The 14,438-nt window shown below is 69.1% G+C and carries 11 protein-coding genes; all 11 read right to left on the reverse strand.

What is annotated here, in order from left to right; genetic code table 11:
* Positions 1-7: 7 nt before the first annotated feature.
* Positions 8-1,534, reverse strand: coding sequence for an AAA family ATPase (locus LGR64_RS18875; RefSeq protein WP_230356577.1), 1,527 nt, complete (start codon positions 1,532-1,534; stop codon positions 8-10).
* A gap of 4 nt (positions 1,535-1,538) precedes the next feature.
* A complete protein-coding gene (locus tag LGR64_RS18880) occupies positions 1,539-3,038 on the reverse strand; it encodes a type II and III secretion system protein family protein (RefSeq protein WP_230356580.1) in 1,500 nt (499 codons plus the stop codon).
* Between the two features lie 25 nt (positions 3,039-3,063).
* The gene (gene cpaB, locus LGR64_RS18885) at positions 3,064-4,110 is read right to left on the reverse strand and encodes a Flp pilus assembly protein CpaB (protein WP_230356582.1); all 1,047 of its coding nucleotides are present in this window, start codon (positions 4,108-4,110) and stop codon (positions 3,064-3,066) included.
* A gap of 192 nt (positions 4,111-4,302) precedes the next feature.
* A complete protein-coding gene (locus LGR64_RS18890; protein ID WP_202758140.1) occupies positions 4,303-4,872 on the reverse strand; it encodes an A24 family peptidase in 570 nt (189 codons plus the stop codon).
* 2 nt (positions 4,873-4,874) lie between these two features.
* A complete protein-coding gene (locus LGR64_RS18895) occupies positions 4,875-5,051 on the reverse strand; it encodes a Flp family type IVb pilin (RefSeq protein WP_013803750.1) in 177 nt (58 codons plus the stop codon).
* Positions 5,052-5,142: 91 nt separating this feature from the next.
* Positions 5,143-5,319: a Flp family type IVb pilin gene (locus LGR64_RS18900; RefSeq protein ID WP_013803749.1), complete on the reverse strand. Its 177-nt coding sequence runs from the start codon at positions 5,317-5,319 to the stop codon at positions 5,143-5,145.
* A gap of 105 nt (positions 5,320-5,424) precedes the next feature.
* Positions 5,425-7,185: a TolC family protein gene (locus LGR64_RS18905; RefSeq protein WP_442873831.1), complete on the reverse strand. Its 1,761-nt coding sequence runs from the start codon at positions 7,183-7,185 to the stop codon at positions 5,425-5,427.
* Positions 7,185-8,561 carry an HlyD family type I secretion periplasmic adaptor subunit gene (locus LGR64_RS18910; protein ID WP_230356587.1) on the reverse strand — a complete coding sequence of 459 codons (1,377 nt, stop codon included), beginning with the start codon at positions 8,559-8,561 and terminating at the stop codon, positions 7,185-7,187. Before LGR64_RS18910 ends, LGR64_RS18905 begins: the two co-directional genes overlap by 1 nt.
* On the reverse strand, positions 8,558-10,429 hold the full coding sequence (locus LGR64_RS18915) for a peptidase domain-containing ABC transporter (protein ID WP_230356589.1): 1,872 nt from the start codon (positions 10,427-10,429) through the stop codon (positions 8,558-8,560). Before LGR64_RS18915 ends, LGR64_RS18910 begins: the two co-directional genes overlap by 4 nt.
* Before the next feature lie 99 nt (positions 10,430-10,528).
* On the reverse strand, positions 10,529-13,738 hold the full coding sequence (locus LGR64_RS18920; RefSeq protein WP_230356591.1) for a Mur ligase: 3,210 nt from the start codon (positions 13,736-13,738) through the stop codon (positions 10,529-10,531).
* A gap of 112 nt (positions 13,739-13,850) precedes the next feature.
* Positions 13,851-14,375 (reverse strand): OmpA family protein, encoded by a 525-nt coding sequence (locus LGR64_RS18925; protein WP_012204004.1) that lies wholly within the window; start codon positions 14,373-14,375, stop codon positions 13,851-13,853.
* Positions 14,376-14,438 lie beyond the last annotated feature (63 nt).

The raw sequence follows: 14,438 nt of genomic DNA on the forward strand, positions 1-14,438 counted from the left end.
GGTGCGTTCAGCTTCTTGTTCGGTGGAAGAAACGGTTCAGGCCCCGGGCGGGCGCGGCCTGATCGCCCGCATGGGCCTGGTGGTGGGTGGTGATCAGCAAGGTGGCGAGCTTGTCCACGGCCTGCACATAGGGCTCGCGCTGCAGCCGGCTGGGCAGCAGCTGGCCCTGGTTGACGGCCTGGACCAGTTCGCGCCGGCGCTCGGGAATGGTGGCCAGCAGCGGCAGCTGCAGTTGCCTGGCGATCTGCGGGGCCTCCAGCTCCAGCTGGCTGTCGTGCCGGCTGACGATGAGCTGCACGCGCTCGCGATCGACCTTTTGCTCGTCGAGCTGACGCAGCAGCTCGGTGGTGGAGACCACGCTGGCCACGCTCTGGTCGCAGACCACCCAGATCTGGCTGGCGCGCAGCGCCACGCGCATGGCCAGCTGCGTGGGCACGACGGCCCCCAGGTCGGCCACGATGTGGCGGAAGTACTGGCGCAGGCGCAGCAGCAGCGCGTCGGCATCGGCATAGGAGACGTCGCGCAGTCGGGCGGGCTGGCGCGGCAGCGTGAGCAGGCGCAGGCCGCTTTCATGGCGGGCCAGTCCCGTCGATGCCAGGCGCCGGTCGAAGCGGCGCAGGTTGTTGACGGCCTCGATGAAGTCGAAGTCGCCCAGCGTGCCCAGGTACAGCCCGCAGTCGCCGCTGGGAAAGCCCAGGTCGATGAGCAGTCCGTCCAGCGTCTCGTTGCTGATCTCGCGGGGCGTGGCGTCCTTGCCCGGCACGGCCGTCGAGCCATGCAGGCGCTTTTGCAGGTACCAGGCCAGGTGCGATGCCATGAGGCTGCTGCCCAGGCCGGCGCGGGCCGACATGATGGCGGTCAGCGGCGCGTTGGGCATGCCCGAGGCCGACGGGGGCACGCGCTTGATCAGATCGATCACCGTCTGGTGAGCGGCCTGCACGGGGCCGTCCACGTCGAGGAAGTCCTGCACCCCGGCGCGCAGCGCGGCCAGCATGCACTGCGGGTACTTGGTGCGGCCCACGGCCAGGCAGGGCAGGTGGGGGTGGGAGATGTGCAGCTGGGAGGCCAGGTGGGCCGCCTCGTCGGTGGACAGCGGGTCGAAATGCACGAGCACGGCATGCGGCATGTAGCGCTGCACCTGCTCGGTGACGTTGTCCTGGAACCGCGCCACATGCAGCCGTGCGCCGTCCAGCATGTGCTGCAGCCAGGCCTGGGCCAGCGAGCTTTCGGGGGTGCCTGCGTGGATGAAGAGCAGCTCCACCTGCAGGTCGTTGTCGAGCGGCTGAGGCGTCGGGCGGGGCGCGGCGGGCGCGGTCATCCTGTCCAGTGGTGACTTGTCCTGCGCAAGCGGTGACTTGTCCTGTGCAAGCGGTGATCTGTCCTGCGCAAGCGCATCGGTGCCGGGCTGCGGCTTGCTGGCCAGCGAGGCCGAGGAACGCAGCCCCAGCAGGGTCTCCAGCGAGGTGGGTGAGCCGATGGCCGGCGAGCCTGTGGCGTCCACAGGCGAATCGGTTGCGGTGGGCTTGCTTGTCATGTCGTCAGTACGAGAAACCGGGTACGGCGGTCTGGGTGCTCATTCCGCCGGCGAGGTAGGGCAGCCAGACCTTGCCGGCGTTGCGCTGCTCGGATTGCGCACCCGGCAGCAGGGCTTCGAGATTGGTGCTGGCGGGAAGCGGGTGGACCAGGCGCGGGGTGACGATGATCACCAGCTCGGACTCTTCCTGCGTGTAGTTGAGGTTCTTGAAGAAGGTGCCCAGGATGGGCAGATCGCCCAGCACCGGCACCTTGCTGACGTTGGAGGTGGTGGCACGGCTGACCAGCCCGCCGATGACGAAGCTCTCGCCATCGGCCAGCTCCACCGAGGTGTCGGCGCGGCGCGTGCGGATGGCGGGCACGGTGACGCCGCTGATGGTCACGCCGCTGTTGAAGTCCAGGTCGCTGGCCTCGGGCGAGACCTTCAGGGCGATGCGATCGTCCGACAGGATGGTGGGCGTCAGCTGCAGCTTGATGCCGAATTCCTTGTACTGGATGGCGATGTTGCCGTCGCGCGCGGGCACGGGGATCGGCAGCTCGCCGCCGGCCAGGAAGCTGGCGTTCTGGCCGGTCTGGGCCAGCAGGGTCGGCCGGGCCAGCACGCGCGCCATGCCATTGCCTTCGAGGATGCTCAGCTGCGTGACGATGCCGGCGCCGCTGAAGGCCTTGCCGAAGGTCATCACCAGGCTCATGGCGCTGGCAATGGCCGACGAGGTGTTGTTGGACACGCCGCCCGAGCCCGTGCCTCCCGTGCCGCCCGAGCCGGTATTGCCCGTTCCCGTTCCTGTCCCCGTGCCGTTGGTATTGGTGCTGATGCTGCCCACCACGCCGGGGCTGAAGCTGCCGAAGCTGAAGCCCTGGTTGTTGCGTCCGCCGCTGTAGATGTTGACGCCGATGCGCTTCATCGCGGATTTCTTGAACTCCACCACCTGCACGTCCACCTGGACGGTGTTGCTCTTGACGTCGATCTGCGAGTTGTCCACCAGCAGCGTCTGGGCGGGTGCGTACTGGCGCAGTTCGGCCACGGCCTGGGCATGTTCTGGAACCGAGGTCAGGCGCTTTTCCAGCAGCAGGTGCTGGCCGCGGACCTGGACCTCCCAGCGCTGGGGTGCGCCACCTTTCTGGGGCCACACCACCAACGTGGTGCTGCCCTGGGCCTTGGGCGTGAGCAGCAGCTCGGTGCCGCCGGAGCCGGAGCCGGCACTGGCGCCGGAGCCCGGCGTGGCGCGCAGCAGTTTCACGTCCAGCACATTGGGGTCTCCCACGGCGATGCGGCCCGGAGTACTGGCCAGCGGCATCAGGTGCTGGCGTCCGGCCACCAGCTGCAGGGAGTCGCCAGAGGGCATGTCCCCGGCGCCGGGGGCGTGCATGCCTTGGACGGCAGCGGTGTCCGCAGGCGCCGACACCGCTGGCGGCAATGCCAGCAAGGCCATGCTGCCGCACAGTGTCCAGACCCCGCGCTGCAGCGGTGTTGCTCCGGCCGTCGAGATGTTCTTGCACTTCATGGCATCTCCCTCTTGTTGTGTGTTTTCAGTAGTTCACCATCTGCACCGCGGCTCCGTTGTGCAGCTCCACGGTGCGTTCGCGTGGGGCCCGCTGCGGCGGCGGCCGCACGGCGGGTGCGAAGGCCGTCATGGGCTGGGCGGCAGGCTTGCGGATGTTCTTGGCGTCGGCGCCGGTGGCCAGGTCGTGCATGCGCAGGCCGGCGAAGGCGCGGTCCGCACCCTCCAGTGCCTGGTCTTTCCGGAGGCGGCCCGCCACCGGCTGCAGTGCGCCGGGCAGGGCGGCGAAGAGCTTGGGATCGGGCACGGACAGGTCGTCCGGGTTGCGCAGCGCCAGGGTGAGCTGGCCGAATTTCTCGGCCAGCGTGAGGCGCTCCACATCGTCCAGCGGCACGGCGAGCACGGCCGATTGCACGTTCTCAGGGCGCTGGCCGGTCTGATCCGCAGCGCTGGCGCGGCGCAGCGACGAGCCTGCCGATTCCTTGTCCTGCTGCGCCTGGCGCTGGACGGCCGGCATGGGTGGGCGTTCCACGCTGCCGGAGCCGTAGGCGAGCACGCGGCTGCGCGCCAGCAGCAGCCGGGTCTGCGCGTCCACGGGTGCCTGGTCGGACTTGCCGTCCAGCGTGAAGTAGACATCCACGAAGTCGCCGGGGCGCACATGGTGGCCCGCGGCCATCTGCTCCCGGATGGCAATCGCCAGGGCGCGCTGTCCCGGCTCCAGCTGCAGCGCCAGACCGCTGAGCAGTTGCTGCTCGAACAGCGGGGTGCCCGGGGTGAGCGCCATCAGCGTGGTGCGGCCCAGCACGTCGTCGGTTGCGGCAAAGCTGCCGGGTACGGGGGCGGGCAGCTGGGCCAGCTTCACATCCTCGCTGCCGATGCGCTGGCCTGCGGCAATGGCCTGGGCCACGACCACGACGGCATGCTGCGGCACGGGCTCTGGGGCCGGCTGCGCCGAGGCGGCCGGCGAGGGCTGGGCCACGGGGCGTGCGGGCTGGCTGCCCAGCAGCCAGGCAAGGCCTGCGAGCACGATGGCCAGCCCCACCAGCAGTCCGGCAAGAATCTTGGTGAGGTTCATGGCTGGGGCTCCTGGTGAAAGTGGGTGGCGACGGTGTTCAGGCATGGGGGCTGCCCTGGCGCTTTCCTGCCATGGCGCAGAGGGTCCGCCAGGGCAGGAAAGCGTCCGGATAGCGCACGGCGGCGGCTTGCGGCGGGGCCGGGCCGTGTGGTGCGTGGCGAGGGGAAAGCGATCGGCATGGGCATCTCCCGTTCAGGCAAGCGGCTGGCTGTGGCGCCAGGCCAGGGCGATGGCCGCAATGGCCATGTAGCCGGCATAGGGAATGGAGCGCTGGGGCTGGCGCGGTCCATCGGTGGTGCCTGCGGGCTGAGACGCAGCGCCCAGCGGTGCCAGGCGGGCCGCCCAGGCCAGGGGCAGCCGGGCCTGCAGCCACAGGCCGGTGGGGCTGTGGCTCAGGTGGCGCAATGACAGCACCAGCAGGCCGTGCAGGCCGGCCAGCAGGCTGCCGCCAGTCCAGATCAGCAGCAGGTCGAAGCTCAGCCCGAACCACAGCCCTGCGACCGCGCCGAACTTGACGTCGCCCGCTCCCATCCAGCGCAGTGCATAGAAAGGAAGCAGCACGACAAACCCCGCCAGCAGTCCGGCCAGCGCGTTCCAGGCCGAGACCTGGAACGGCTGCGCCCCACTGGCCAGTGCCGCCGCGCCTGTGGCCAGGCCGAGCAGCACCATCCAGTTGCGCACGCGCCGGATGCGCAGATCCATGACCGCAATCGTTGCGAGCCATGTGATGCAGACGCACAGCCATAGCGAGGCCCACTCCATCTTCAGGGGGCAAGTCCGTTGAGCTTGGTGGCCAACCGGCTGAACAATCCGTTCAGATCGGTACCCAGCGCGGTGGCGCCCACGACGATGCCCACGGCAATCAGGCCGGCGATCAGCCCGTATTCGATGGCGGTGGCGCCTTCCTCGTCTTTCCAGAAGTTCTTGATCATTTCGGTCATGGCATGGTCCTTTCGGTTTGCAAAATGCCTTGGCGCCGGGGGCGGAGGCAAGCCCCGCCCGAGCCCGGCCAGATCGCGCCGCAGCCGGCGCTCAGGGAACGAAGCCGGTGAGCTTGGTGGCGATCCGGGTGAACAGCCCATTCAGATTGGTGCCGAGCGCGGTGGCGCCCACCACGATCCCCACGGCGATGAGGCCGGCGATCAAGCCGTACTCGATGGCGGTGGCGCCTTCTTCGTCTTTCCAGAAGTTCTTGATGATGTCGGTCATGGCATCGTCCTTTCGGTTGCAAAAGCCCATCGTTGTCGATGGCGGCGGCTGGCGATGGGCAGAAGCCGGCCGCTGCACGGGAAACCTCACTTGCCGCTTCTCACTTCACCACTGCTGTCGCGAGGCGGTGGTTGGAAAAGCGTCTGAAACGGGGCGCAACTGCTGCTCAAGGCGCAGCTGTATTCGTTGGGGCATGGCGCTGGCGGACAGGGTGGCCACGGCAGCGTCCTGGGGTTCGGGGCGGCTGCGCGAGGGCGCAGGGCCGGGTTGGATGTCGGGCGCAGGGCCGGGTGCGTTCCCGGGCTCGTCCATGGGGGCAGTGCCTGGCGCACCACCACCTGCCGGAATCGGTTTTTGCGGGGTGAACAGCGCGTTCAGCCAATGGTCGGGCGGGTCCTGGGGCAGGAGGCGGCCGGTGGTGCGTGCCAGGCGCAGTTCGTTGATGCGCTGGTCGTAGATGGCGTCGGCCTCGTCCAGCAGCAGGCGCTGCATGTCCAGCTGGGCGTCCAGCACCTGGGCCAGGCTGCCGCGCCCGACTTCGAGCAGGCGGCGGCGCCCCTCGAAGGCGGCGCGCGCCTCGCGCACGGCGTCGGCCAGCTGGCTTTCGCGCTGGCGGCCGGACTGGGTGCGTCCCCAGGCGGCGGAGGCGGTTTCGCGCACCTGGCGGCGCACGGTTTCCTGCTGCGCTTCCTGGGCCTGCAGTTCGTTGATGGCCTTGAGGATGCGGTCGCGCAGCTCGAAGCCGTTGCCGAAGTTCCAGCTCAGCTCCACGCCGTAGCGCGTGCCCTCGGCATAGAGCACGCCGCTGGGGTCGCGCGTGTGGGCCACCACGGCGGCCAGTGTGGGAAAGCGCTGGGACTTGCTGCGGTCCACTTCGGCGCGGGCCTTCTCGATCTGCTGCTCCATCTCCTGCAGCTCGGGGCTGACGGTTTCGGAGGCCTGCAGGGCCGAGTCCTCGTTGGCCGGCATCCATTGCACGGGCACGTTGAGCTGGGGCAGCCAGCCGGGCTGGGGCGTGAAGCCGAAGTAGCGCGTGAAGCGGGCCTGCGCATCCATGCGCTGCGACTCCAGCGCGTGCTGCTGGGCCAGGGCGCCGGCCTGGCGCGAGGCGGCCTGGCGCAGGTCGTTGCGGCCTACGGCGCCCAGTTCGGCGCGGCGCTCCTCGATGCGCGCGAGCTGGCCGATGATGCGCGCCGACTCGGCCGCCACGCGCGCCTTGTCCTCGAAGCGGTGCAGCTCCAGCAGGGCGGTCAACGCCTCCAGCAGCACGTTCTGGCGCGTGCCGTAGAGCACGCTGCCCTGGGCCGCTTCCTGCGATTCGGCCGAGCGTATGCCCGCGCCGATGGCGCCGCCGTCCAGCAGGGCCATGCGCACTTCGGCATTGACGGCGGTGTACGACTCGCGGCCCCGGCGCAGCTTGGCATCGCCCGTGTTGGTGCCCACCTTGAAGGTGGGCCAGCGCGCGCCGCGCGCGGTGTTCACGTCATGCCCGGCCGATTCCAGCGCGGCGCGCGCCTTGCGCACGTCGGGGTATTCGTCGATCAGGGCGTAGAGGGCATCGAGCAGGCGGCGCTGCCCGCCGTCGCTGGCCAGGGTACCGGGCGTGAGGTGCTGGGCCAGGCGCAGGACCACGGGGTCCGGTGCGGCTGCGGCCGTGTTTGCGGATGTGGATGCGGGTGCGGGTGCGGCTGCGGCAACCATGCCGATGTCCGTATCAAGGTCCCTGTCCGCCGCAGCCACGGGCGCGGCAGCGGCCTGCGGCGCCTGCAGTGCGGACAGGCAGCAGGCAGCGGCCAGCAGCTGGCGCAGCCGGGTGTGGCAGCGGACGTGCCAGCCCATGGAAGGGGAGGTCGGGCGGCCTGGCATCAGGGCTCCCGGAAGGCTTCGCTCTGGATGCGCAGCACGGGCCGCAGCAAATACCAGATGAAGGGTTCGTGGCCCAGCAGCAGGTCGAGTTCGGCCTGCATGCCGGTGGTGATGCGGTTGTCGGTTCGGCCCACCCAGGGCTGCTCCAGGCTGGCCTGGATGCGGAAGTACGAGGGCGAGTCGGCCAGGTTGGGATCGCGGTCGGCATCGGCCGCCACCAGGGTGACCTGGCCGGGCACCGAGCCGTAGCGCAGGAAGTCGTAGGCCGAGATCTTCACCCGGGTGGCCTGGCCGGGGCGCACATAGCCACGGTCGGCGGGGCTCAGGCGCGCCTCGACGATGACTTCGTCCTTGTCCGGAACGATTTCGAGGATGGGCTCGCCGGGCTTGACCACCCAGCCTGCGCCCGAGCTGCGCAGGCCCTTGACGAAGCCGCTGGTGGGTGCCAGCACGGCCGTGCGCGTGCGCTGGGTGCGGGCGCGGACCAGGTCTTCGTTGAGGCTGGCCAGCTCGCGTTCGGTCTGGGCCAGCTCGTCGGAGGCGCGGCGGCGGAAGGCGCCCTGGGTCTCCTGCAGCTTGGCCTGCGCCTGCTCGATCTTGGCGCGGTTGCTGAAAAGCGTCTGGCGCGAGGCAGCCAGCTCGGCCCGCACCTGCTCCAGCGCCCGCTGCTTGTCCAGCACTTCCAGCTGGCCTATCAGCTGCTCGGAGGCGAGCTGGCCGGCAATGGAGGCTTCCTGCTGGTGCAGGCGCAGATTGGTCTCCAGCCCCTCGATGCGCGCCTGCACCTGGGCCACGTCGCCGCGCGCCTGCTGCAGCTGGGCCTGGGCTGCGGCAAGGCTGCCCTGGTGCTCCAGCGCGCGCGCCGAGAAGGCGCCCAGCTCGGCCTGGACCACCTGCGCGTCCAGGTCGGCGGGGAAGGCGGTGCGCTGCAGCGGCCGGCCCTGGCTTTCCGCGCCCAGACGCGCCTTGACGGCCTGGGCCGTGGCCATGCGGGCGGTGAGCTGTTCGAGGTTGAGGCTGTTGCTGCCCAGGTCGATTTCCAGCAGCGGCTGGCCCTGGGTCACGGCCTGGCCTTCGCGCACATGGACGGCGGTGACGATGCCGCCTTCCAGATGCTGCACGGTCTGCACGCGGTCGGAAGGGATGACCTGGCCGCTGGCGACCACCACGTTCTCCACCGGATAGAACAGGCCGGTGACCACCAGGGCGGCGACGGGGATGACGAGCAGCCACTTGCCCCGCGCCAGGGCGGTTCGGCGAGGGCTGGGGGGCGTTGCGCCGGACGCGTCCGCAGGCGGCTGGCCGTGCACGGCCGCCTGCGCTTCGCTCGACTGGCGCAGCACCAGGGGGAGGTCGTCGTAGCGCCCGGCCCTCATGAGGCAAGCTCCTGCGCCACGGCGGGGTGGTCGGCATGCGGGGCCGGGTCGGCCGGCGTAGCGGGGGCGGCGGACGCTGCGGGTGCTGCGGGTGCTGCGGGAGCCGCAGGCTCGCGCGCCGTGCCGAACAGCTGGGGCAGCAGCAGCTGGGGCGAGCCATGCTCGATGCCGCCGTCGCCGCGCACATGGTAGAGATGCTGCGCCATGGAGGCCACGCGCAGCGAGTGCGTGACGACGATGACCGTGTGCTTGAGCGCAATCTGCCGCAGCGTCTGCAGCAGCGTGGTTTCGCTCTCGAAGTCCAGGTCGTTGCTGGGCTCGTCCAGGATCAGCACCGAGGGGTTGCGCAGGAACAGCTGGGCCAGGGCCAGCTTGCGCAGCTCGCCGGCCGACAGGCCCGCGCCGCCTTCGCCCAGCACGGTCTGGTAGCCCTGGGGCAGGCGGCTGATGAAGCCGTGCGCGCCCGAGATCTGGCAGGCGGTGACGATCTTGTGGTCGTCGGCATCGGGGTTGACCATGCGCAGCCCGTCCACGATGGGGCCGCTGAACCAGTACACCTGCTGGGCCAGGCAGCCTATCCAGCGGCCCAGTTCGGCGCGCGGGAACTGGGCCATGTCGTATTCATCGATGAAGATGCGCCCCTGCGTGGGCTGGTAGAGGCCGGCCAGCAGCTTGGCCAGGGTGGACTTGCCGGCGCCGTTGCGCCCCACGATGGCGTGCAGCCCGCCGGGGCCGATCTCCAGCGATGCCTGCTCCAGCGCCACATGGCCGCCCGGGTAGTGAAAGCTCGCCTGGTCCAGGCGCAGCCGGCCCTGGGGCCGGGGCAGGTCCACGGTGTCGGTCATGGCCTCGACGGGTTCCTCCAGCACGGCCTGCAGGCGTCGTGCAGCCTCGTTGGCATGGGCCAGCGAGCGCCAGTTGCTGGCCAGTTGCGAGATGGGGCCCAGCGCCTTGCCCGACAGCAGGTTCACGGCCATCAGGCTGCCGATGCTCATCCACTGCGCATTGATGGCAATGGCGCCCACGGTGATCACGGCAATGGAGAACAGCGTCAGCAGCACGGTGCTGGCCTCGCGTGCGTTTTCCATCTCGCCGTTCTTGCCAAAGCTCTCGGCCAGCCAGCGGTCATAGCCGCTTTGCCAGTTCTGGCGTGCGGCGGCGTCGTAGCCCAGCACCTTGAGCGTGGCGCGGGCATTGCAGATCTCGGCCGTGCCCCGGTCCAGCATGCGGGCCTGGGCGATTTCTTCCACGCGGCCGCTGCGCACCTCGTCGGCCCACCACCAGGCCAGCACGCCCATGATGAGCATGGCCACCAGAATCACGGGCAGCACGGGCCAGGCAATGATGCCGATGACGACCAGGGCCAGCAGGGCCATGGGCAGGTCCAGCAGCGAGGTCGCCAGGCCCCCGGACATGCCCGAGCGCATGGCGCTCACGTCGCGGAACAGCTGCAGCCACTGGCTGGAGGAGCGCTGCTCCAGCGCGGCCAGCGGGTGGCGCAGCATGGAGTGCATCAGCGCCTGGGACACATCGCGGTCGATCATGGCGCCGGCTTCGCGCAGGGCGCGGGCGCGCCTGCGCCGCAGCCACCATTCCAGGCCCAGGAAGAACAGCACGCCCGCCACCATGGCCGTGAGGGTGGCGGTGCCGCCACGCGCAATGACGCGGTTGTAGACCTGCAGCAGGAAGATGGACGGCAGCAGGCCCAGCAGACTGATGGGCAGCGACAGCCAGCCAGCCCGGCGCAGCTGGTGCCCAGCCCGGTCGAAGGACTCGGCGATGGCAGATGCAAAAGCCCCCACCGTCTCCGTTCCCGACGGCATCGCCGTGGCCTTGGCCAACTGACGGGGAAGAAGGTATCGGATCATGTTCTGATGGGCTTAGTAAGCATCTTTACAAAATGTAAAGGTACTCGTTTCACAAACACTGTAGCGATTTATATACAGCCCTCTATAAGTTTTATTCAATCAAGAATGCATGTTCATTTGTTTTTGATGTGGATCAAAGCACGGAGCCTGAATAGACGCTATTAAATGGCCCCCGTGGCCACTGAAACTATCCCGTATGGCATCGGCCGCCAGGGCAAGATTGGTCGTGGCGCGGCCGGCCAACAAAACCGTATCGCCTTTATGGGTTGTTCTCAGCAGCGAGCAAATCAGCTGATTCAGATCGTCATACCAATTGACGTGCAAAAGATCGCCCAAGGCTGCCGCCAGCGGCCTGAGCGGCTCCCCATACAGCAGCACGCGCCGGGCCTGGGCATCCCGCACCAGCGGCTCCAGGGCCAACTGCGCAGCGTCGATGCTGGCCTGGCCGGGCTGTATGCCCGCCAGCACGATCAGCCTTCTGCTCACATGGGGAGCGACCGACTGCAGTTGGGAAAATGCAGCCGTCATGGACAGTAAGTGGTTGCTCAGGCTGTGGTCCAGCAGGCAGATTCCACTGGGCAGGAGCTGCGGCTGCCCGGCTCCGATCATGGGCTGCCAATGGGCCAGTGAGGCCTGCACCTGTGCGGGCGCATAGCCCAATGCATGCAGGGCCGCCAGGGCCGCCTGCGCATTGAGTGCCATGTGGTGGCCGTCGGATTGCAGGGAAATGCCCAGGCGCAGGCTGCCCATGCCTATTTGCAGATTTCCATTGTGAAACCCCATTTCACGGACTTGTGCATTGCAATGGGGGCCAAACGTGATCAGGCGCAGTCCCATGCGTTTGGCATGCTCAATAACACTGGGGTTTTCACCTATGTCCTGATCGGTGACCAGCGCACTGCCTTTGTGCATGAGCTGCATGGCTTCAAGCACTTCCTGCAATGCTTCGTATTTTCTTTCACCGGACAGACCGGCCTGTCCGGAGGGCTCGGACTCCCCTGAATGGGGGGTGTTATTTATTGAAAGATTAGTAATAACCAGAATATCTGGGTCAATCAGTGGCAGGTCGCCACGCAGTGCCTGCAATGGCAGCTCCAGCAGGGCGCAGGGCGAGGCCTCGCTCCAATTGATCATCTGCAGCGCCGTGCCCTGGGACAGCAGGGCATCGCCACGCGCGTCTCCCCCGTCCTGCAGGCACTGGCGCATCATGCCCAGGGTGGAGGTCTTGCCCACGCAGCCGCTGACGGCGACCACGGGCGACTGGATGCGGCGGCGTGCCGCCTGCGCCAGATTGCGCAGGCCCTCTTCCATATCAGGCACATGCAGCACCGGCACGCCGTGGTCCAGCAGGCCCTGCGGGCTGCTGCTGATCAGCGCCGAGGCGCGCAGCGTGGGCAGGGCCGCAGCCTGCACGCCCAGCGCCATGCCTGCACGCCGCACCAGCACGGCGGCGCCGGGCTGGTGGTGCAGGCGGCTGGCATCCAATCCCGCGCAGCCGGTGCCGCTATCTGTGCGGCTATCGGTGCTGGGATCTGTGCTGGGCTCTGTCGTTGCATCCAGCCAGCGCCCGTTCATCAGTTCGGCCAGGGAAGCTCTGTCCCAGGACATGGACGGGTACATGGAGCCCGCTGTGGGCGGGAAAGCCGGCTGGCCCGCAGTCTCATCGGCCCGCGACGCGAGGGAGAGTGATGGCGAGGGCGGGGAAGCTTTGGCGGGGCTGTAACCCGCGCTCAGGGCATGGCCTGCCTGCGCAGGCAGCGCGTCTTCCCCGGATTCGGCCGCGGCATGACTGGTGGCCGCGCGCAGTGCCTGGGTCAGAGCGTCCAGCAGTTCCAGGCCTGCCAGGCTGGATGCCAGCAGCCAGGCGATTTCGCGCGGGGACTGCAGCACCTGGCGCAGGCTGCCATCGGCAAAGGCTGCATGGCGGCGCCGGGCGGGCGGCAGGTACAGCGCCTGCTCAGGCCAGATGGCGCGCTGGGCCATGCCTTGCAGATGGCGCTGCAGGCTGATCTGCCATTGGCGCAGCAGGTCGGTGGGCTGCGGCTCCAGGCCTGCGTCGAGCTGCAGGCTCTCGACCAGGGCAATGCCTATCCAGCGTGCACAGGGGGCGCCTGCCTTGTCGACACTTTCGCCATCGTCGCCATCGTCGTCATTGCCGCCCTCCATGCCCAGCAGCTGCGGCAGCGCGGCCTGCAGGAAGGCGGCAGGCAGGGCCGCCGTGTCGGGCAGGGCGCTGCGCGCCGCGCGCAGCGTGGGGCTGTCGCTGGTGGGGGGGCGCGAGCTTGCATAGACATGCATGGCCAGCTCGGCCCAGGTCAGCATGGGCTGGCCGGAGCGAGGTGTGCCGGCTTCAGCGGCATTGGCGGCAGCGGCGGCAGCCTTGGTGGTGCTGGCCGAAGCGGCAGCCATGGACAGCAGGCTTTCCGCCAGCGGGTCCATCAGCGCCGGAATGCGGGCGCGGGCCTGGCTATCGGCTCCCGGCCCCAGGACAAAGCTGTTGCGCAGGTGGCGGGCCAGCACCAGCATGGCCAGCGCGCTGGGCAGGCAGTCGCCGGGCAATGGCTGCAGCCGTTGCTCCACATGGTCCACGGCCAGCGCAATGGCCTGCGCCAGCGCGGCGCTGCCCGCATGGCGCTGGGCCTGCAGCAGGGCGTAGGTCACGCCCAGGTGGTCGCAGACATCCCCGCAACCGGGCCAGCTTCCGTCCTTGCCCTGCTGCGCCAGCAGTTGCTGCAGCGCAGCGTGCACGGGCACGAGGTGGGGCCAAAGGCGCTGCTCCGGCGGGTCGGTGCGCGGCACGGCCATGGCGGGCTGCTCCCCGCTGATATAGATGCCGCGCAGGTGCAGCAGCAGGCAGGGCGGGTGCAGGGGCCGTTGGGCGCTGCCTGTTTCACTGCCCAGCGGGTGCGGATCTGGCAGCAGGGGCTGCAGCAGCTGCGCACGCTCCAGGCTGGCATCTGCCAGGGCCAGGGAGCGCATGGGCGCCTGGGTCCAGGCGCTGCAGTCCGGCAGCGGACTGTCCGCCTTCAGGGGCGTGATGTCCTGCGCCCAGTCGATGCGCAGATCGACCTCGTCACGCTTGCGGGCCCAGGCCCATTGGCGCACGCGTGTCGCACCCTCGCGCCAGGCAGCCTCCAGCGTGGTGGCGCGCACGTGGAAGACGGAGGCAACCTTGTTCTCGGCCGACACCGTGAAGAAAAGAATGCAGCCGGGGTAGGGTTCGGGCAGCAGCACCATGTGCCGTGCCAGGTACTCCAGGCCATTTGCCAATTGCTGCGACAACATGCTCTCGGCCTCGGTCAGGGTCATTGGGAGGCTGCTCTTCCCGTGGGGACGGGACACCGGGCTGCGGTGCACCGACCGCGTGCGGATCTGTTCCTTCATGGCGGCCCGGCGGCAGGCGGATGCGGAGCGCGGCGGCTCAGCGGTAGTCGAATTCCACGCGCCGGTTGCGCTGGTGGGCTTCTTCGCTCGTGCCTTCGTCGGCCAGCCGCTCCTTGCCGTAGCTGACGGACTCCACGCGGGCCGGGTTCACGCCCAGCAGCTGCAGGCTGTTGCGCACCGCGTCGGCACGTTTTTGGCCGAGCGCCAGGTTGTATTCGATGCCGCCGCGCCTGTCCGTATGGCCGCGCAGCATCACCGAGCGCCCGGGATTGCTGCGCAGCCACTGCGCATGGCTTTCCACGATGGCCCGGTCGCTGTTGCGGATGGTGTAGGCGTCGAAGTCGAAGTAGACGATGTGGGCGACGTTGGCGGGCCCGCGCTGGTCGGCCTGCGTGGTGGCCACCACGGGCGCGACGCCGGAGCTCGCCGGCGCTGGTGCCGGGGCCTTGCCGAAGGCGTAGTGGTGCTCGGAACGCTGCGTGCTGGTGGTGGCGGTGGATCCGCAGGCGGCCAGCCCTGCGGCCAGCAGCACGATGGTGCACAGCCTGAAAGTGTGTGACATGGAGGATCTCCTGGGACGTGCGCCGCCACCGTGGGGCGGCGGCGCAGGGGATGGATGCGGCGC

It is taken from the genome of Delftia sp. Lp-1, from assembly GCF_020523835.1.
GTDB classification, from domain to species: domain Bacteria; phylum Pseudomonadota; class Gammaproteobacteria; order Burkholderiales; family Burkholderiaceae_C; genus Comamonas; species Comamonas acidovorans.